Source organism: Bacillus sp. JJ1566 (assembly GCF_036962685.1).
Lineage (GTDB): Bacteria > Bacillota > Bacilli > Bacillales > Bacillaceae_L > Ferdinandcohnia.
Map to the genome: position 1 here is coordinate 41920 of NZ_JBALOP010000052.1, position 19779 is coordinate 61698.

Annotated in this window: 19 protein-coding genes and 2 riboswitches; of the genes, 18 read left to right on the forward strand and 1 reads right to left on the reverse strand. The window is 38.2% G+C overall.

Features of this window, described 5'->3' with window-relative positions:
• The first annotated feature begins 5 nt into the window (after window positions 1-5).
• Window positions 6-107: riboswitch (SAM riboswitch) on the forward strand.
• Between the two features lie 70 nt (window positions 108-177).
• From V7112_RS18595 to sufB, 10 genes are all read left to right on the forward strand, one after another.
• Window positions 178-1500 (forward strand): O-acetylhomoserine aminocarboxypropyltransferase/cysteine synthase family protein, encoded by a 1323-nt coding sequence (locus V7112_RS18595; RefSeq protein WP_335422620.1) that lies wholly within the window; start codon window positions 178-180, stop codon window positions 1498-1500.
• Between the two features lie 103 nt (window positions 1501-1603).
• A riboswitch (SAM riboswitch) is annotated at window positions 1604-1710 on the forward strand.
• 143 nt (window positions 1711-1853) lie between these two features.
• A complete protein-coding gene (locus V7112_RS18600) occupies window positions 1854-2879 on the forward strand; it encodes a methionine ABC transporter ATP-binding protein (RefSeq protein WP_335422622.1) in 1026 nt (341 codons plus the stop codon).
• 97 nt (window positions 2880-2976) lie between these two features.
• The gene (locus V7112_RS18605) at window positions 2977-3576 is read left to right on the forward strand and encodes a methionine ABC transporter permease (RefSeq protein ID WP_438823920.1); all 600 of its coding nucleotides are present in this window, start codon (window positions 2977-2979) and stop codon (window positions 3574-3576) included.
• 15 nt (window positions 3577-3591) lie between these two features.
• Complete coding sequence (locus V7112_RS18610) at window positions 3592-4434, forward strand: MetQ/NlpA family ABC transporter substrate-binding protein (RefSeq protein WP_335422626.1); 843 nt, start codon at window positions 3592-3594, stop codon at window positions 4432-4434.
• 283 nt (window positions 4435-4717) lie between these two features.
• Window positions 4718-4858: a hypothetical protein gene (locus V7112_RS18615; RefSeq protein ID WP_335422628.1), complete on the forward strand. Its 141-nt coding sequence runs from the start codon at window positions 4718-4720 to the stop codon at window positions 4856-4858.
• A gap of 420 nt (window positions 4859-5278) precedes the next feature.
• Window positions 5279-6064: a Fe-S cluster assembly ATPase SufC gene (sufC, locus tag V7112_RS18620; protein WP_335422629.1), complete on the forward strand. Its 786-nt coding sequence runs from the start codon at window positions 5279-5281 to the stop codon at window positions 6062-6064.
• Between the two features lie 17 nt (window positions 6065-6081).
• Window positions 6082-7389 carry a Fe-S cluster assembly protein SufD gene (gene sufD, locus V7112_RS18625; protein ID WP_335422631.1) on the forward strand — a complete coding sequence of 436 codons (1308 nt, stop codon included), beginning with the start codon at window positions 6082-6084 and terminating at the stop codon, window positions 7387-7389.
• Window positions 7389-8609, forward strand: a complete 1221-nt coding sequence (locus V7112_RS18630) for a cysteine desulfurase (protein ID WP_335422633.1) — start codon at window positions 7389-7391, stop codon at window positions 8607-8609. Before sufD ends, V7112_RS18630 begins: the two co-directional genes overlap by 1 nt.
• Window positions 8599-9048, forward strand: a complete 450-nt coding sequence (sufU, locus tag V7112_RS18635; protein WP_335422635.1) for a Fe-S cluster assembly sulfur transfer protein SufU — start codon at window positions 8599-8601, stop codon at window positions 9046-9048. Before V7112_RS18630 ends, sufU begins: the two co-directional genes overlap by 11 nt.
• Window positions 9049-9103: 55 nt before the next feature.
• Complete coding sequence (sufB, locus tag V7112_RS18640) at window positions 9104-10501, forward strand: Fe-S cluster assembly protein SufB (protein WP_335422638.1); 1398 nt, start codon at window positions 9104-9106, stop codon at window positions 10499-10501.
• A 74-nt stretch (window positions 10502-10575) separates the two neighbouring features.
• Here sufB and V7112_RS18645 read toward each other — a convergent pair whose 3' ends face one another.
• The gene (locus tag V7112_RS18645; RefSeq protein ID WP_335422640.1) at window positions 10576-11370 is read right to left on the reverse strand and encodes an IclR family transcriptional regulator; all 795 of its coding nucleotides are present in this window, start codon (window positions 11368-11370) and stop codon (window positions 10576-10578) included.
• A gap of 426 nt (window positions 11371-11796) precedes the next feature.
• Between V7112_RS18645 and V7112_RS18650 the strand changes: the two genes are divergently transcribed.
• The 8 genes from V7112_RS18650 (at window position 11797) to V7112_RS18685 (ending at window position 19779) form a co-directional block, all read left to right on the forward strand.
• Window positions 11797-12795 carry a VOC family protein gene (locus tag V7112_RS18650; RefSeq protein WP_335422642.1) on the forward strand — a complete coding sequence of 333 codons (999 nt, stop codon included), beginning with the start codon at window positions 11797-11799 and terminating at the stop codon, window positions 12793-12795.
• Between the two features lie 40 nt (window positions 12796-12835).
• On the forward strand, window positions 12836-13852 hold the full coding sequence (locus V7112_RS18655; protein ID WP_335422644.1) for an amidohydrolase family protein: 1017 nt from the start codon (window positions 12836-12838) through the stop codon (window positions 13850-13852).
• A gap of 80 nt (window positions 13853-13932) precedes the next feature.
• Complete coding sequence (locus V7112_RS18660) at window positions 13933-15168, forward strand: ABC transporter substrate-binding protein (protein WP_335422646.1); 1236 nt, start codon at window positions 13933-13935, stop codon at window positions 15166-15168.
• A 270-nt stretch (window positions 15169-15438) separates the two neighbouring features.
• Window positions 15439-16299 (forward strand): branched-chain amino acid ABC transporter permease, encoded by an 861-nt coding sequence (locus V7112_RS18665; RefSeq protein ID WP_335422648.1) that lies wholly within the window; start codon window positions 15439-15441, stop codon window positions 16297-16299.
• A complete protein-coding gene (locus V7112_RS18670; protein WP_335422650.1) occupies window positions 16300-17292 on the forward strand; it encodes a branched-chain amino acid ABC transporter permease in 993 nt (330 codons plus the stop codon).
• A complete protein-coding gene (locus V7112_RS18675) occupies window positions 17289-18044 on the forward strand; it encodes an ABC transporter ATP-binding protein (RefSeq protein ID WP_335422652.1) in 756 nt (251 codons plus the stop codon). The genes V7112_RS18670 and V7112_RS18675 overlap by 4 nt, the downstream gene beginning before the upstream one ends.
• On the forward strand, window positions 18037-18747 hold the full coding sequence (locus tag V7112_RS18680) for an ABC transporter ATP-binding protein (RefSeq protein ID WP_335422655.1): 711 nt from the start codon (window positions 18037-18039) through the stop codon (window positions 18745-18747). The genes V7112_RS18675 and V7112_RS18680 overlap by 8 nt, the downstream gene beginning before the upstream one ends.
• Window positions 18748-18930: 183 nt before the next feature.
• Window positions 18931-19779: a DUF72 domain-containing protein gene (locus V7112_RS18685; protein ID WP_335422657.1), complete on the forward strand. Its 849-nt coding sequence runs from the start codon at window positions 18931-18933 to the stop codon at window positions 19777-19779.

The following is a 19779-nucleotide window of genomic DNA, read 5'->3' on the forward strand; positions in this document are numbered from 1 at the left end:
TATTAATCTTATCAAGAGTGGCGGAGGGAATGGCCCTATGAAGCCCGGCAACCGGTTAATTTACACGGTGCTAAATCCATCAGACTTTTTTGTCTGAAAGATAAGAAGAGAACCGATTACACACCCTCTTCTTATCGAAGAGGGTTTTTAATTATATACAAAAAGGGAGAGATTCAAGTGAGTGAAAAACAAAAGAATTATAGACCAGAAACAATTGCGGTACATGGAGGACTTGAAGCAGATCCAGTAACAGGAGCAAGAGCAGTACCAATCTATCAATCAAATGCATTTAAATTTAATACAACCGAACATGCAGCAAATCTATTTGGTCTAAAGGAAAATGGTTATATTTATACTCGTATCCATAACCCAACAACAACTGTTTTTGAAGAAAGAGTTGCACAATTAGAGGGTGGAGTTGGTGCGTTAGCAGTTTCAAGTGGTATGGCTGCGATTACAACAGCTATTTTGAATATTGCGGGTGCAGGGGATGAGATTGTATCTGCTTCTACACTTTATGGTGGAACTTATAATCTATTCGCTAACACACTTCCTAAATATGGAATTAAGACTCATTTGGTAGAACCAACAAATCCGGAAAACTTCCGTCAAGCGATTACTCCGAATACAAAAGCAATCTTTGCCGAAACAATCGGAAACCCAAGCTTAGATATCCTCGATATTGAAGCTGTAGCAAATATTGCTCATGAAGCAGGAATTCCTTTAATTATTGATAATACATTCGCAACGCCATATCTATGCCGCCCAATCGAGCACGGGGCTGACATTGTTGTTCATTCTGCTACAAAATGGTTGTTAGGTAATGGAACAACAATGGGTGGAATTATTGTTGATGGTGGTAAATTTGATTGGAATTCACCAAAATTCCCTGGATTTACAACACCAGATCCAAGCTACCATGATTTAGTCTATGCTGATGCGTTAGGACCTGTTGCTTATATCATTAAAGCAAGAGTTCAACTTCTTCGTGATATTGGTCCGGCATTAAGCCCATATAATGCATTCCAATTTACGTTAGGTCTTGAAACTTTACACGTTCGTATGAAGGAGCATATTGCAAATACGAAAAAGGTTGTTTCATATCTTAAAAACCATCCTGGAGTTGAATGGGTATTGTATCCAGGTGAAGACAATCACCCTAACAAACAATTAGCTGATAAATACCTACCAAAAGGTGCAGGTTCAGTCATTATATTTGGTATTAAAGGTGGAAGAGAAGCTGGTGAGAAGCTAATTAATAATGTTGAGCTTTGGTCGCATGTTGCAAACGTCGGTGACGCGAAAAGCTTAATCATTCACCCAGCAAGTACAACACACCAACAATTAAGTCCTGAAGATTTAAAATTGTCTGGTGTTAGTGAGGATTTAGTTCGCTTATCTGTTGGAATTGAAAATATTGAAGATATTTTAGAGGATTTAGAACAAGCCATTAAAGTTGCAAATGGAACAAGTTCAGTTTTACCATTGCCAACTGTGTAAGAATTAGGACATTCGTCATCTTTTTTCCATTGACACCTTACCAACCAGGTGATAAGATAACTTTCGAGTGTTTAGTACGATAAACAAGTAAATAATCTAGTTACTCTTATTTAGAGTGGTGGAGGGATGTGCCCGATGAAACCCAGCAACCGTCAACTTACGTTGAAAAGGTGCCAATTCACACAAAGCAAAAGCTTTGGAAGATGAGAGGAAGGAATCACTAAATTTGGCCTTTCTGCTCTTTTTTTGCAGAAAGGCTTTTATTTTATTTGCCGATTCTTTGTTACAGCTTTAATTATTTACGATATCGCATAAACTAAGCATAGTTTTCTGTGGATAGAAGGTGTAACTACGTGATAACACTAAAAAATGTTAAGAAGATATATAAAACCAAAACAAATTCCGTTACAGCCGTTAACAATGTAGATTTGGAAATCAATGAAGGTGAAATCTTTGGAATTATTGGGTACAGTGGTGCCGGTAAAAGCTCGCTTATTCGTTTGCTGAATGGACTCGAAACTCCGACTGAAGGAACGGTTTCAGTTGCCGGCCATGATATCACCTCCATTAAAGGAAAAGCATTACGTAACGCTCGTCAAGAAATAAGCATGATCTTTCAGCACTTTAACCTTTTATGGTCGCGAACTGTGAGAGAAAACATTTCATTTCCACTTGAAATTGCAAAAGTTCCAAGTGCTAAACGGGAAGAACGTGTTACAGAGCTTATTAAGCTGGTTGGTTTAGAAGGAAGAGAAGATGCATATCCTTCACAGCTCAGTGGTGGTCAAAAGCAAAGGGTCGGGATAGCCCGAGCACTTGCTAATAACCCGAAAGTTTTGCTCTGTGATGAAGCAACATCTGCACTAGACCCCCAAACGACTGACTCGATATTGGAATTACTAGTTGATATCAATGAACGTTTGGGATTAACGATTGTGTTAATTACCCATGAAATGCATGTGATTCGTAAAATCTGCCACCGTGTTGCTGTTATGGAAAATGGAGCGATTGTCGAGCAAGGACGAGTATTGGATGTCTTTAAAAAGCCTCAAGCCGCTATAACAAAACGTTTCGTACAGCAAGTGACAGAGCCTGAGGAAACAAAAGAAATGATTGAGCATTTGCTTGAACATTATCCAAATGGAAAAGTGGTTCAACTCACTTTTGTTGGGGAAGATGCAGAAAAACCATTAATCACTACTTTAATCCGAGACTTTAAAGTTGAAGTGAATATTTTACAAGGAAAAATTTCACAAACCCAAAATGGATCTTATGGAACATTATTTATTCATATAGCTGGCGAACTGAATGAAGTCACTTCAGCCATTGAATTTATTCGGGAACAACGAGTAGAAGCTGAGGTGATTGAAAATGCTTGAACAATTCCAAGAACTACTTAAATGGGAAAAACAGGTTAAAGATTATCAAGCATTGAATTGGGGGAATCTTTGGGAAGCAACTTTAGAGACCTTATATATGACCGCAATCTCAGTGTTAGCGACTTTTATCATAGGTCTATTTTTAGGCTTAGTCCTCTTTTTAACGGATAAAGGGAATGCATGGGAAAATACTGTAGTAAATCGAATTGTATCAGCTTTTGTTAATATTTTTCGATCCATACCATTTATTATCCTTATTGTATTATTAATACCTTTTACCAAAATTGTAATGGGTTCAATGCTAGGACCGAATGCTGCATTGCCATCATTAATTATAGGTTCAGCGCCGTTTTACGCAAGAATGGTTGAAATTGCATTACGTGAAATCGATAAAGGTGTTATTGAGGCTTCTCATTCTATGGGAGCAACAAATTCAACAATCATCTTTAAAGTATTAATACCTGAATCACTACCAGCCTTAATATCAGGGATCACGGTTACTGCAATTTCATTAGTAAGCTTTACAGCTATGGCTGGTGTTATCGGTGCCGGTGGTTTAGGTCATTTTGCTTACCTATATGGTTTCCAAAGTAACAAACCAGTCATTACATTTATAGCAACTGTAGCAATCTTAATTTTGGTATTTATCATTCAATTTATTGGTGATTACTATACAAAACATACAGACAAGAGATAACAGGAGGAACATAACATGAAAAAACTTATTTCATTACTCTTAATTGGACTTCTTTCATTATTAGTTGCTTGTGGTACAAGTGATAATGATAATGCTGGAGAAGGCGGTACAAATGAAGCAGACCAAAATAAAAAGCTAGTCGTGGGAGCATCCGCGGTTCCGCATGCAGAAGTGCTTGAGCAAGCAAAACCTTTATTAAAGGAAAAAGGAATTGACCTTGAAATTGAAGTGTTTACAGACTACATTTTACCGAACGTCGCACTTCATGAAAAAGAACTAGATGCAAACTATTTCCAAACACCAGGTTATTTAGAATTACAATTAGAGGACAATCCAAATTTTGATTTTGTAAGTGTTGGGGAAATTCATAAAGAGCCAATTGGAATTTATTCTAAAAAATATAGTAGTTTAAATGAGCTTCCAGATGGAGCAAAAATTATCATGAGTAACTCATTTAGTGACCACGGTCGTATTTTACCGATTTTTGAAAGAGAAGGTGTCATTAAACTTAAAGAGGGTGTTGGTAACCAAGCAAGAGTTGAAGACATCGTCGAAAATCCAAAAAATCTAGATTTCTCTACATTGATTGAAGCAAAACTTCTTGCTACTTCATTTGAAAATGGTGAAGGCGACGCAGTTGTAATTAACACAAACTACGCACTTGAAGGTGGCGTAAATATCGCGGAGGATGGCATTGCCTTTGAAGGAGACGATGTGGTTCCTGCAAACCTAGTCGTTGTTAACAAAGGTGACGAAGACCGTGAGGAAATTAAAGCATTAGTTGAAGTATTAAAATCTGATGAAATTCAAAAATTCATCGAAGAAAAATATGCTGGTGCGGTTACTACAGTAAAATAATGTTAAGGAAGGAAGCTTGCCAATTGGTAAGCTTCTTTTCAATTTTTGACTATTTGCGAGGAATTCTAAGGAATCAGCCTTAATTGTATATCAAGTGTTCATCATTATACATTTACAGCTTAATAAGAAGGGGCAGCTTAAAATATTGCAATTTCTCGTCTTTGAGGTAAAAAGCTGAGGGTGTTACCATTATAACTGTGTAAAGATAACACGATAAAAATGAAGGGATTGGTTCATTATCAATCGAATCCGTTTAAATTATACGGGCGAAATGGAAAAGGCAATGCATCAAGCACATGGGATTGGCTATGAGGATTACTGTCGAAAGTTTAAGGAACGTATGCGGGTGGAGAAAAACCGTGAACAAGAATATAAACAAGGTCAAATGCTTGTTGCTCAAATTGATGGTAGAATTCATACCTAAAAAGATAAGAATTATAATCAAACTCAGTGCTATGACACTGGGTTTTTATAATGGATACTTTCTTATCGAATGAATTCACCTTATGTGTGAAAAATAAACGGTGAGCGATAAGGCCTAAAATATGCGTTAATCCCCTTCTTCCTTACATATCCCATTAATTTATGTTATCTTAGTGATGGACAAGTTTTAAGGAAAAAATAAAGATATTAGAACTTATTCATATTCTCAAAAAGAGATTGAAATTCACAGTTAATATTCAATCCGCTCATTGTCAAAAATGTAATCTTATTAGCAATGTGTAAAGGTTGATATCACTTTGAATTTGTTATAAGATTGTAATGAGAATAAAATGAGAATAAAGTTTTGACTTAATTTGTCAACACTATACAAAATATTTTTTGTCTAATGGAGGTAGTAGTTATGGCAGGATCTACTTTAGTAATAAAGGATCTTCATGTCGAAATTGAAGGCAAGGAGATTTTAAAAGGAGTAAACCTTGAAATAAACGGCGGTGAAATTCACGCAATCATGGGACCGAATGGTACAGGTAAATCAACTTTATCATCTGCAATCATGGGTCATCCTAAATATGAGGTTACAAGTGGTAGCGTTACTTTAGATGGTGAAGATGTATTAGAAATGGAAGTTGATGAGCGTGCACGTGCTGGTCTTTTCCTAGCTATGCAATATCCAAGTGAAATCAGTGGTGTTACAAATGCTGAATTCCTTCGTTCTGCAATTAATGCACGTCGTGAAGAAGGCGATGAAATTTCACTAATGAAATTCATCCGTACAATGGATAAAAACATGGAATACTTAGAAATGGATCCTGACATGGCTCAACGTTATCTAAACGAAGGCTTCTCAGGTGGAGAAAAGAAACGTAATGAAATCCTACAATTAATGATGATTGAGCCTAAGATTGCAATCCTTGATGAGATTGACTCAGGACTTGATATCGATGCATTGAAGGTCGTTTCTAATGGAATCAATAAAATGCGCGGAGAAGAGTTTGGTTGCTTAATCATCACTCACTACCAACGCTTACTTAACTATATTACACCGGATAAAGTGCATGTTATGATGCAGGGACGTATTGTAAAATCTGGTGGTCCAGAGCTTGCGCAACGTCTAGAAGCAGAAGGATATGATTGGATCAAGAAAGAACTAGGAATTGAAGATGAAACTGTAGGTCAAGAAGCGTAAGCGTTAGGAGGATTACTATGACAATCGATACGAAATTACCATTTGATAAAGATTATGTCAGGGGTTTTTCGTCTACTCTTGGTGAACCAAGTTGGCTACAGGAACTTCGCTTACAGGCTCTTGAAAAAGCAGAAGACCTTCCAATGCCAAGACCAGATAAAACAAAAATTGACAAATGGAACTTTACTCAATTTGCTAACCATGTTGTGGAAAGTGCTCCATATAACTCAATTGACGAATTACCTGAAGAAATCAAATCATTAATTCATGTTGAAGAAGAAAAGAATATATATATTCAACGTAATAATACACCAGCTTTTATCTCTCTTACAGAAAATGTAAAAGCAAGTGGCGTTATTTTTACAGATATTCATACAGCTGCTCGTGAACATGGAGACCTTCTTCAAAAATACTTTATGACAGAAGCGGTTAAGGTTGACGAACACCGTCTTACTGCATTGCATGCAGCATTAGTTAATGGTGGTGCATTTGTATATGTTCCTAAAAATGTAGAGGTTTCTGTTCCACTACATTCAGTATTTATTCAAGAAAATGGTGAAGTGGCCACTTTTAACCATGTAATTGTTGTGGCAGAAGATAATAGTTCTGTTACTTATGTTGAAAACTATATTTCAACTACAGACTCTGCAAATACTGTTGTTAATATTGTGTCTGAGGTTATTGCGGGTAGCAATGCGAAGGTAACATATGGTGCTGTAGATGCCTTAGCAACAGGAAATACAACTTTTGTAACTCGTCAAGGTGTAATCGGCCGTGATAGTAAAATCGAATGGGCTCTTGGACTGATGAATGATGGTGATACGATCTCAGAAAATATCACGAATTTAGTTGGTGACGGATCCTACGCAGATACGAAGACAGTGGTTGTCGGTCGTGGCGAACAAAAGCAAAACTTCACTACAAGAATCACTCACTATGGTAAAAATTCAGAAGGCTATATTTTGAAGCATGGTGTTATGAAGGACAGCGCAAGCTCGATCTTTAATGGTATTGGGCATATTGAACATGGTGCTGCCAAATCAAATGCGGAACAAGAGTCTAGAGTATTGATGCTTAGCGAAAAAGCTCGTGGAGATGCAAACCCAATTTTACTTATTGACGAAGATGATGTAACAGCAGGTCACGCCGCATCTGTTGGTAGGGTTGACCCAGTACAATTATATTATTTAATGAGTCGTGGAATTCCGCAGAAGGAAGCTGAACGCTTAGTTATCCATGGATTCCTTGCACCAGTTGTTAACCAACTTCCAATCGAAGGTGTTAAAAAGCAACTAGTTGAGGTAATCGAAAGGAAAGTAAGATAATGAATATCCAAGATATTCGTTCAATGTTCCCTATCTTAGATCAAGAGGTTAATGGAAAACCTCTTGTCTATTTGGACAGTGCTGCTACATCACAAAAACCTGTTACTGTTATCGAAACGATTGATCGCTACTATCGTGAATATAATTCAAACATACACCGCGGGGTTCATACCCTTGGTACAAGAGCAACGGATGCTTTTGAAAATGCTCGTGAAAAGGTTCGTAAATTCATCAATGCATCCTCTATTCAGGAGGTTATTTTCACCCGTGGAACAACTACTGCAATCAATACGATTGCTGCAAGCTATGGGCGTGATAATCTTAAAGAGGGCGATGAAATTGTCATTACCTACATGGAGCACCATGCCAATATTATTCCTTGGCAGCAAATTGCAAAACGCACAGGTGCAACATTAAAGTATATTCCTCTTCAAGAGGATGGGTCAATTGATCTAAAGGATGTTGAAGCTACTGTTACAAATCAAACCAAGATTGTATCAGTCATGATGGTTTCGAATGTTCTAGGAGCAATCAACCCTATAAAAGAAATTACCGAAATTGCACACCGTAACGGAGCAATCATGGTTGTTGATGGTGCACAAGCCGCTCCACATATGAAAATTGATGTGAAGGACCTCGATTGTGATTTCCTTGCTTTTTCAGGTCATAAAATGTGTGGACCAACCGGTATTGGTGTCCTTTATGGAAAGAAAGCACTACTTGAAAAAATGGAGCCAGTTGAAACTGGTGGTGAAATGATTGATTTCGTTGACCTTTACGAATCGACATGGAAAGAGCTTCCCTGGAAATTTGAAGCAGGAACATTGAACATCGCTGGAGCAATTGGATTAGGTGCAGCAATTGACTTTTTAGAGGAAATTGGACTTGATCAAATCCTAGAGCATGAGCATCATTTAGCAAATTATGCAATGGAACGAATGTCACAGGTTGAGGGTCTAACGATTTATGGACCAAAACATCGTGCAGGACTCGTAACCTTTAATATTGATGACGTTCATCCACATGATGTATCGACAGTTTTAGATGCGGAAGGTATCGCTGTAAGAGCAGGTCACCACTGTGCACAGCCGTTAATGAAATGGTTAAAGGTATCAGCTACCGCTCGTGCAAGTTTTTACCTATATAATACAGAAGAAGAAATTGATAAACTAGTTGAAGGACTCATAAAAACAAAGGAGTATTTCAGCAATGGATTCTAACATAAACCTTGATACCTTGTACCGACAGGTGATAATGGATCATTATAAAAAGCCAAGAAATCGTGGTGTTATTCAAGAAGGTGCGTTAACAATCGACATGAATAACCCGACTTGTGGGGACCGTATTCATCTTACTTTAAAAGTTGATGATGATGGTGTCGTTCAAGACGCAAAATACGACGGTGAGGGATGTTCCATCTCAATGTCATCCGCTTCCATGATGACTCAAGCGATTAAAGGCAAAAAAATTGAAGATGCATTAAAAATGTCACAAATCTTCTCAGAAATGATGCTAGGAAAAGAACATGATGATAGCATTGATTTAGGAGACATTGAAGCACTTCAGGGCGTTTCAAAATTCCCTGCGCGTATTAAATGTGCAACATTAGCATGGAAAGCAATGGAAAAGGGATTTGAGAACGAACAAAACGAATCGTGAGTGATCTCTCGTAGCATATTACGAGGGTTCCTTACAAAGAATGGAGTGAAGTAGAATGGCAAAGAAAATGCCTGAAATCGGCGATTATAAATATGGCTTTGCAGATAAAGACGTTTCCATCTTCCGTTCAAAACGTGGTTTAACTAAAGAAATTGTTGAAGAAATTTCCCGCATGAAGGAAGAGCCTCAATGGATGTTAGACTTCCGTCTTAAATCCTTGGAGCATTTCTACAGCAAACCAATGCCACAATGGGGTGGAGACTTAAATAGCTTAAACTTCGATGAGATTACGTATTACGTAAAACCATCTGAGAAGTCTGAAAAATCATGGGATGAAGTACCTGAAGAAATCAAAGCTACATTTGATAAATTAGGTATTCCAGAAGCTGAACAAAAATACCTTGCCGGTGTTTCTGCGCAGTACGAATCAGAGGTTGTATACCACAACATGAAGGAAGACCTTGAAGATCTTGGAATCGTCTTTAAGGATACAGATTCAGCTCTTAAAGAAAATGAAGAAATTTTCCGTGAGCATTGGGCAACTGTAATTCCTCCAACTGATAACAAGTTTGCTGCATTGAACTCAGCTGTTTGGTCTGGTGGCTCATTCATCTACGTACCACCTGGTATCAAAGTTGATACACCACTTCAAGCTTACTTCCGTATCAACTCTGAAAACATGGGTCAATTTGAGCGTACATTGATTATCGTTGATGAAGGTGCAAGCGTACACTATGTTGAAGGTTGTACAGCACCTGTATACACAACTAACTCACTTCACAGTGCGGTAGTTGAGATTATTGTTAAAAAAGATGCGTATTGCCGTTATACGACCATTCAAAACTGGGCAAACAATGTTTACAACCTAGTTACAAAACGTACTGTTGTTGAAGAAAATGGAACAATGGAATGGATTGATGGTAATATCGGTTCTAGGTTAACTATGAAATACCCAGCATGTATCCTTAAAGGTGAAGGAGCTCGTGGTATGACACTTTCTATCGCGATCGCTGGTAAAGGCCAACACCAAGATGCTGGTGCAAAAATGCTGCATCTTGCGCCAAATACGACATCATCAATTGTCTCGAAATCAATTGCAAAACATGGCGGTAAAGTAACTTACCGTGGTGTTGTCCACTTTGGTCGAAGAGCAGAAGGTGCTCGTTCAAACATCGAATGTGATACATTAATTATGGATAATCAATCTACTTCTGATACAATCCCATATAATGAAATTCTAAATGATAATATTTCATTAGAGCACGAAGCGAAGGTATCAAAAGTATCTGAAGAACAATTATTCTATCTAATGAGCCGTGGTATTTCAGAACAAGAAGCGACTGAAATGATTGTAATGGGCTTCATCGAGCCATTTACAAAAGAGCTTCCAATGGAATACGCAGTTGAAATGAACCGCTTGATCAAGTTCGAAATGGAAGGTTCTATCGGATAATCTAAACACATGCAAACAACTCGTTTGAGAATTTCTCAAACGAGTTGTTTTTTTATTAATAAACTATTCTTCCTTTATCTGACCTCCAAAAATCTCTTATCATACCCCAATCTTTCAGAAGCTTCATTGGCTGCATTCATAACCTTTTTAGCGATATCCGGTACCTTATAATCCGGCATGCGTTGGAGAGGACCGACTACATTTATGGCAGAGATAACCCTTCCTGAATAATCACGAATGGGTGCTGACACGGATCTTGTCCCTTCTGTTAATTCCTCGGTGCTTATTGCATAGCCTCTTTCCCGGATCAACTTTAATTCATTCCGAAGCTCATCGGGATCTGTAATACTTTTACTTGTATAGGCATGTAACCCACGTTCGATTACTTTTTCAACAAGATTATTTTCTTCAAATGCAAGCAATACTTTCCCAGAGCTTGTGCAGTATGTTGGGTTTTTTCTCCCAAGGTGGGTGAGGATACGAACAGGATGACTGCATTCCTCCTTATGAATATAGATTGTGTCCAGACCATCCAGAATCGATAAATGTGCTGTTTCCCCTGTGTCATGCACTAATTTATGTAGTAGTGGGGCTGCTTCTTTATGAATTTCGAGGTGATTTGTAACAATCCCGCCTAGTGTTAATACGGATAATCCAAGTTTGTATTTTCCAGTCTTTTTATCTTTTACTACAAAACCTTCATGAGCAAGTGTAGTGAGCAAACGACTTACCGTACTTTTTGCCAGACCAAGTGATTCTGAGAGGTCACTAACCTTTTGTGTTGGTTCAAATGTAGAAAAGCTTTTAAGAATACGAAGTGCATTACTGACGGATGAGAGAATTTGTGGATTATTGGCTTTCTTAGACATGTTCCATTCCCCTTTCGTAAGCTGTTCCAAATAGAGGAACATATTCTTTTACTTTTAATATTAGTTATGTTCTAAATATTCTACCATTAAAGATTGGTAATGTATACCAAAAGAATGGTAGCGTATACAATAGAAGTGGTAATTTAAGTAATGGTGGGATTTATCCCAACAGCCTAGTTTAAAAAAATAAAAATTCAAATTTTTTAATTTTTTTTGATATTGTTCCACATAGAGGAAACTAACGCTTTTGTTTGCATTTTCAAACCCATATAATAATAACTAATTCAGGTATTTAGTCCTGTAAATCAAAAAGATATCTTTTTTTATAATGAATTATTTGAATAATGGGAATTACATAAAAAATGAAAGCGATTTCCATTGTGGGATAATTTATTCAAAATAAAAGAAAATTGGGGGTATGAAAAAATGACTTTATCAAATGCGAAACAAAAAGAAGTAGAACTTACTGAATTAGATTTGAAATTATCGAATGTTGCACACATCGGTCATGCATCAATCAACGTGACTAATCTAGAAAGATCTACGTGGTTTTTCACTGAGGTTTTGGGACTGCATGTCTCCGCGGAGGAAAAAGACAAGGTTTATCTACGAGCATGGCAGGACTGGGATCACCACACATTGGTTCTTCAAAAGTCAGACCAATCCGGTCTAGATCATTTTGGCTGGCGAGTTAATTCAGAAAAAGCATTATATGCATTTGAAAAAACATTAAAAGAAACAGGAACTGACTATAAGTGGATTGAAGGTGGTACGGAGCTTGGACAGGGAGATGCAATCAAATTCCACAGTCCTGCCGGAATTCCGGTTGAGCTTTACTGGGAAATGGAGAAGTATTCGAATCCACTAACTGCTTCCAAATTGCCAAGCCACCCAATGAAATACAGTGGAAAAGGTGCAGCGCCACGCCGTTTTGACCATGTGAATGTGATGGTGGATGATGTGGCAAAAGAACAAGAATGGTGGACTAATTTCCTTGGAATCCATCATCGCTACTATATCCAAAATGAAGCGGATGTTCGTCTTGGCTCTTGGCTGAGCAAAACAAATATTGCACATGAAATTGCACTTATGCGAAACAGTAATCAATCAGGGGCACTCCTGCACCACGTTGCTTATTTCTTGGATTCACCAGATGAATTACTGCGTGCACTTAATATCATGGCAGAAAATGACATCAAAATTGAGTGGGGACCAGGAAAACATGGTACAAGCGGGGCACAATTCCTATATGCTTTTGAGCCATCGGGCAACCGAGTTGAACTGTGGACAGGTGGCATGCTAATTTTTGCACCAGACTGGGAGCCGATTGAGTGGCAATCAGGAACAGGGCAATTTGGACTTGATATGTGGGGAAGCACACCACCAAAAAGCTATTTAACATATGGTACAGAAATTAAGAAATAAAAATGATAGTTTACTAGATTTTAAGAAAGGAGGTTTTGTTTTGACAAAAAAGTTACGTGTTGATTTTCATACACACATCATTTCAGAAGATTTCCCAGACCTGGCAGAAAAATATGCAGATGATCGATTTCCGACTCTTGAAATGACCTGCAGTTGTGGAGCTGAGATTAAGATACAGGGCAAAACTTTCAGGAAGATAACTGAGCAGACATGGGACCCTGAAAAGCGGATTGAAGACATGGATAAAGAAGGTGTGGATATCCAGGTACTGTCACCGATTCCAGTAACTTTTACCTACTGGTCAGATTCACAGGCTGGATTAGAGCTCGCCCAATCACAGAATAATTTTATCGCTTCTGTGGTAAAAAGGTATCCGGACCGATTTGTCGGAATGGGCACGGTTCCGCTGCAGGATGTGAAGCAGGCGATAGCTGAGATGGAAAGGGCTGTTAATGAACTGGGGCTTAAAGGGATTCAGATTGGTTCTAATGTTAACGGACTGAATCTCGATGACGATTCCCTATATCCTTTTTTTGAAGCAGCAGCAGAAATGAATGTTCCACTTTTCGTCCATCCATGGGCAACATTAGGACGAGAAAGGCTGCAACGGTTCAATTCAATGTATACAGTCGGAATGCCGTCAGAAACTGCGTTGGCAGCAGGAAGCATCATTATGAGTGGGATGCTGGACAAGCTGCCAAACCTTAAAATTTGCTTTGCCCATGGCGGTGGGTCTCTGCCTTATATCCTTCCAAGAATGGATAAAGGCTGGGAAGTCTGGCCGGATACTCGTAGTACAGAAAAACCTCCAAGCTTCTATGCAAAAAAACTGTATTATGATTCTCTCGTTTACGATCCGAATAATTTGAAGTTTATGATTGAACGTTTTGGAACAAAGCAAATTATTGCCGGATCTGATTATCCATTCCTGCTGCGCGAAAAGCCAGTCGGAAGGGTTATTGACAACCTTGAGGATATTTCAGAAGAGGATGCAAAATTAATGCTTGGACAAAATGCTTTGGATTTTCTTGGATTAAGTAAAAGGAACTCAGACTAAGAACGCCACATCCTGTGGAAACGTCTGAGTGACCAATATCGTGTTGGCCTAAAGCCTACTATTAAAAAGGGGGAAAGATGATGAAAAATTTTAAAAAGTTGTTAGGACTATTATTGGTTTTAGCCCTGGTTTTATTAAGTGCGTGTAGTGGCGGTAGCGGTGGTGACACTAAAGCAAATACAACTGGAAGCAAAGATGGGGAAGGAGAAGGCGAAGGAGAAACGATTAAAATTGGTTTTGTCCTATCCTTTACGGGTCCATTGGCACCATTATCTGACAGTATTAAAGAAGGGTTCGAACTATATTTAGAGGAACATGGTGGAAAGTTAGGCGGTAAAAATGTAGAGCTAAAATTTGAAGATGACGAAGGAAATCCACAAGTTGGTTTAAGAAAATATCGCCAATTAGTTCATAGTGAAAAAGTAGACCTTCTAGTTGGAACAACTAACTCATCTATCGCTCTTGCATTACGTGATGAAGTTAATAAAGACCAAATTCCAATGATTATACCAAACGCAGCAGCAGATGATCTTAACTGGGGTAAAAAGAGTGATTATGTATACCGTGTTTCTTGGTCTAACTGGCAAAATGGATACCCTCTTGGGGAGTATGTAGCAGAAAATGTTGGTAAAAAAGCGGTTATTATGGGTTCTGATTTCCCTGCTGGTATTGAGGTGTTAAGATCCTTTAAGGCTGCCTATGAAGAAGCGGGCGGTGAAGTAATAAAAGAACTTTATCCGAAATTAGGGACAAATGACTTTTCTACTTATTTACAGGAAGCATCTAGCCTGGAGCCAGATGTAATCTATTCCTTCTTTGCTGGTAGTGACGGTATTCGTTATATTCAACAATACAAGGAATTTGGTTTAAAAGATAAAATACCAATGTCTGGAACATTAGAGTTTGGTGATTTACTAATGTTAGAGCCTACTGGAGATGGTTCGGAAGGATATCTTGCTGGAACTGTATACTCACCTTGGTTGGAGAATGATTTAAACAAAAAATTTGTTGAAGCTTATGAAAAGAAATACGGAAAGCTTCCAAATACGTTCTCTGTTAATGGATATGACTCAGCAACTGTTATTGACAAAGCTCTAGCTGCAGCAGGCAGCGTAGAAGCAGAAAAGTTAATCAAAGAATTACCAGGTATTTCTTATGATAGTCCACGCGGACCAAGTACAATTGATGAAAAAACGCATAACATCATTCAAAATATCTATATTACGAAAAATGTGATGAAAGATGGAAAACTTGTTCCTGAAGTAATTGAAACAAAAGAAAAAGTAACAATGCCGGAAACATCACCATTTGAATAATGGTTACTAAAAAATTCCGATAAAGTGAAACTTGATTCAGTGGGGTTTTCTCCACCCCCACTGAATGTTAGTTGAACCAATCGGGCTTTTACTGGCAGTTGATCCCCCACTTATACTTCTTCAGCTTTCCTAAAGTCTTGAAGTGGGGGTCTTACTGCCAGTTAATGCGGGATAAACTAAATAAATGGGGCTGTCCAAAAAGACAACCCCATTTATTCATTAAAAAATGATTATACTACTACATTTTTAAAGGAAGAGAGGGGAGAGTCCTTGGATATAATTCTAGTTCAACTTATAACGGGTATTGCATATGGAATGCTGTACTTTATGATTGCAGCAGGGCTAACGATTATTCTAGGCGTTATGAATGTTGTCAATCTATCTCATGGAGCACTATTTATGCTAGGATCCTATTTGGCCTTTACCTTTATCAGCAATGGGATTAACTTTTGGTTTGCACTACTATTATCCGCTATTTCAGTAGGGATATTTGGTTTTATCCTTGAAAAAGTATTAATCAAACGTGTTTATGGAAAAGTGCTGCAGCAAGTGTTGCTGACATTTGGTTTAATGCTAGTTATTGCAGACTCAGTTAAATGGATTTGGGGAACAGAAATGCAATTAATTCCAGCACCTGCAATTCTTAATATGTCCATCCCAATTGGGGATATGGCATTCCCAGTATTTCGTTTATTTGTCGTATTTGTTGGTATTTTATTAGCCGTTTTACTATGGTATTTAGAAGCAAAGACACGTGTAGGGGCAGTCATTCGTGCAGGGGTAGATGACCGCGCAATGGTTAGTGCTCTTGGTATTAATGTTGGAGTTGTATTTACAGGTGTATTTATCTTTGGAGCAGCCTTAGCTGGATTTAGTGGTGTATTAGGTGGGCCACTCTTAGGTATGTATACAGGAATGGATGCTGAGATCCTTATCACATCCTTAATAGTTGTTGTTATAGGTGGTTTAGGTTCATGGAAGGGATCGTTTATTGGCGCATTAATTATTGGGGTATTAGAAATATTTGGAAAAGTTTGGTTCCCATCCTTATCCATGCTCATTGTATTCTTAATCATGATGGTTATATTAATCATTCGCCCTCAAGGTCTATTTGGAAGAGAGGTGGCATAATTGAAGAAAAATATTCTTTATGCTGTATTACTTCTCCTCGTTGTTTTCATAGTGCCGCAAGTACTTTCTGATTTTGGAACGAATTTAACAACTGAAATTTTTATTATGGCCATGTTCGCCATGAGTTTAGGCTTAATTATGGGCTATGCAGGTTTAGATTCGCTAGGGCATGCTGCTTTTTTTGGAATTGGTGCCTATTCTGTTGCATTAATCGGGCAGATTGTGACTAATACGTATTTAGTCATTCTTATCGCGGTTTTAATCGCTGGATTGCTAGCATTGATTACTGGGGCAGTATTTATTCGTACTTCTCAATTCTACTTTCTTATGATTACGCTTGCCTTTAGCCAATTGATATTTACTCTATTTTGGCAAATGAAGGATATAACAGGTGGAGCGGATGGGATGTCTGTTTCCGCTATTATGAATCTGGGGTTTGGTGACATATTTGATCCGCAGACGATGTATTATGTGATGGGAATTATTTTTGTCGCTGTCTTTATTTTACTAAGATTATTCGTTGAATCTCCAGCAGGAAAAATCACGAAAGGCGTCATGGAAAATGAAGGACGTATGAAGGCACTTGGCTATGACGTTCGTGTTTATAAATTATTAGCCTATACCCTTTCCGGAGCATTAGCAGGGTTTGCTGGTTCACTCTATTCCTTCTATAACGTTTTCGTCTCTCCAGAGTTATCTGGTTGGCTGTTCTCTGGTCAAGTAATGATCATGGTTATCATTGGGGGCGTAGGAACATTGCTTGGACCTGCGATTGGAGCGGGTGTATTCATCTTTCTACAAAACTTTATCAGTACCTATACGGAAAGATGGCCATTGATTTTGGGTGCCATTCTCATCTTCCTTGTCCTACTTGGAAAAGGCGGAGTCATCCAGTGGTTGAAATTAGGTGTCGATATGATTTTTAAAAGAAAACCCAAAAATAATCAGGTTTCCTCTACTAATCAATCTGAAAAGGAGGAGGTTATCAGTTGAGCTTACTAAAAGTAGATAAAATAAATAAATCATTTGGAACCCTACAAGTACTACACGATGTATCATTGGAAGTAGAGCCAGGCGAACGTCATGTTATCATTGGTCCAAATGGTGCTGGGAAAACAACTCTTTTTAATTCTATTACAAACCATCTTCCGATTACTTCAGGAACGGTGCATTTTGAAGGGAAAGATATTACAAATCTTCCTGCCCATAGATTAGTTCATTTAGGGATGTCACGAACATTTCAAAAGAATAATTTATTTGGTGATTTAACGGTGGAAGAAAATATACATCTTGCCTTGGCAGCCCGGAAAAAATATCGTCATGATATATGGTTTTCCCTAACTAGTCGTTCTGATATAAAAAAAGAAACAAATGAGATATTAGAAGAATGGAAGATAACTCATCGCCGTGATGTGAAAATAAACAATCTATCCTATGGGGAACAACGTTTACTAGAAGTACTATTGGCGATGGCTAGTAAACCAAAGCTTCTTTTATTAGATGAACCAACATCAGGAATGTCTCCAGCAGAAACAACTCAAACTTCTGAGATGATTCAAAGACTGCCACGCTCGATGGCGTTAGTAGTAATTGAACATGATATGGACGTAGTCTTTGCGATTGCAGATCGAATTACTGTACTTCATCATGGCGAACCAATTTTAACTGGTGCTCCTGATGAAATTAGAAATAGCGATATGGTAAAGGAAATTTACTTCGGTGGAGGGGCGAAAAAACATGCTTGAGTTACAAGATGTTCATTCCTATTATGGAACAAGTCATATCCTTCAAGGGGTTACATTTAACGTGCCAGAGGGAAAATGTGTCGCACTTTTGGGGCGAAATGGAGCAGGAAAAACAACAACGATTCATACTATATCTGGTCTCGTCAAATCAAAACGCGGTACCATCACTTTTAAAGATAAACAAGTGCAAGCATTACCAACACACCAAATAACTCGGCATGGCATTGGCTTAGTACCACAAGGAAGAAGAATATTTTCTTCCCTTACGATTAAAGAAAATTTATCGATGCCTGCACGGAAAGGAAAAGGAAATAGTAAAGCAGTAAACTGGGATATCGACAAGGTTTATGAACTATTCCCAATTCTTAAGGAACGCGAAAATAATATGGGTACGCAGCTATCCGGTGGACAGCAGCAAATGCTGGCAATTGGACGGGCATTGATGACTAATCCGCAGTTTCTTTTAATGGATGAGCCATCTGAAGGACTCGCCCCGGTTATTATTGATCAAGTGGGTGAGATTGTGAGTAGGCTAAAAGAGACCGGACTTTCGATATTAATGGTTGAGCAAAATATTTCACTTGCCTGCCAGGTAGCGGATGAGATCTTAATCATGAACAAGGGTACGATTGTTTGGAATGGTACACCAGATGAATTATTAGAAAATAAGGACATTCAGCATAAATATTTGGGAGTTTCGTAGCTTCCAAAAAAGGTAGACTCCTATCTCGAGTCTACCTTTTGCTTACTTTATTCCTTGTATAGATACAATAACTCGTTTGGGAATCTCTCAGACGAGTTATTTTTTTGCAAACGATGCATAGTTTTGTGGAATGGATTACAATAAATGAGTATCGACAGAATTAAATTTAACGGGGGTGAACCCATGATTTACATCGGTGTAACTGGCTGGGGGGACCATGATAGTCTATATACTGCTGGAGCCTCGCCAAGAGATAAACTAAAGGAATATGCTGGTCATTTTCCAATCGTCGAAGTGGATGCATCCTTTTACGCGATACAGCCAAAACCGAACGTAGAAAAATGGATAAAAGACACACCCGATTCCTTTCAATTCATTGTCAAAGCCTATCAGGGCATGACTGGTCATCAGCGTGGTGAAATTCCATTTAAATCAAAAAAAGACATGTTTGATGCGTTTCGATTATCACTTGAACCGTATCAGCAAGCAAATAAGCTAGCCATGGTTTTATTTCAATTTCCACCGTGGTATGATTGTAAACGTGAAAATGTAGACTATTTGAGATGGTGCAAACAACAAATGGGAGATATCCCGGTAGCCCTTGAATTTCGCCATCAATCTTGGTTTTCACCACAGCGGCAAGATCAAACTTTATTATTTATGAAACAAGAGGCTTGGATTCATAGTATCTGTGATGAACCACAGGCTGGCTCTGGTTCAATTCCACTGGTCCTTCATCCAACAAACGAACAGAAAACACTTGTGCGATTCCATGGCCGAAACATTCATGGTTGGACAAAACCAAGCGAAGGCAATTGGCGTGATGTCAGGTACTTATACAAGTATAATAAGAAAGAGCTAGAAGAATGGATTGGCTATATTCAAAAGCTGAGGAAAGAAAGTGAGACCATCTATGTGTTATTCAATAATAACTCAGGTGGCGATGCAGCAGACAATGCAAAACAATTTATTGATATGCTCGGAATTGAATACCGTGGGCTTGCTCCACGGCAATTAGACTTTTTTAGTTAA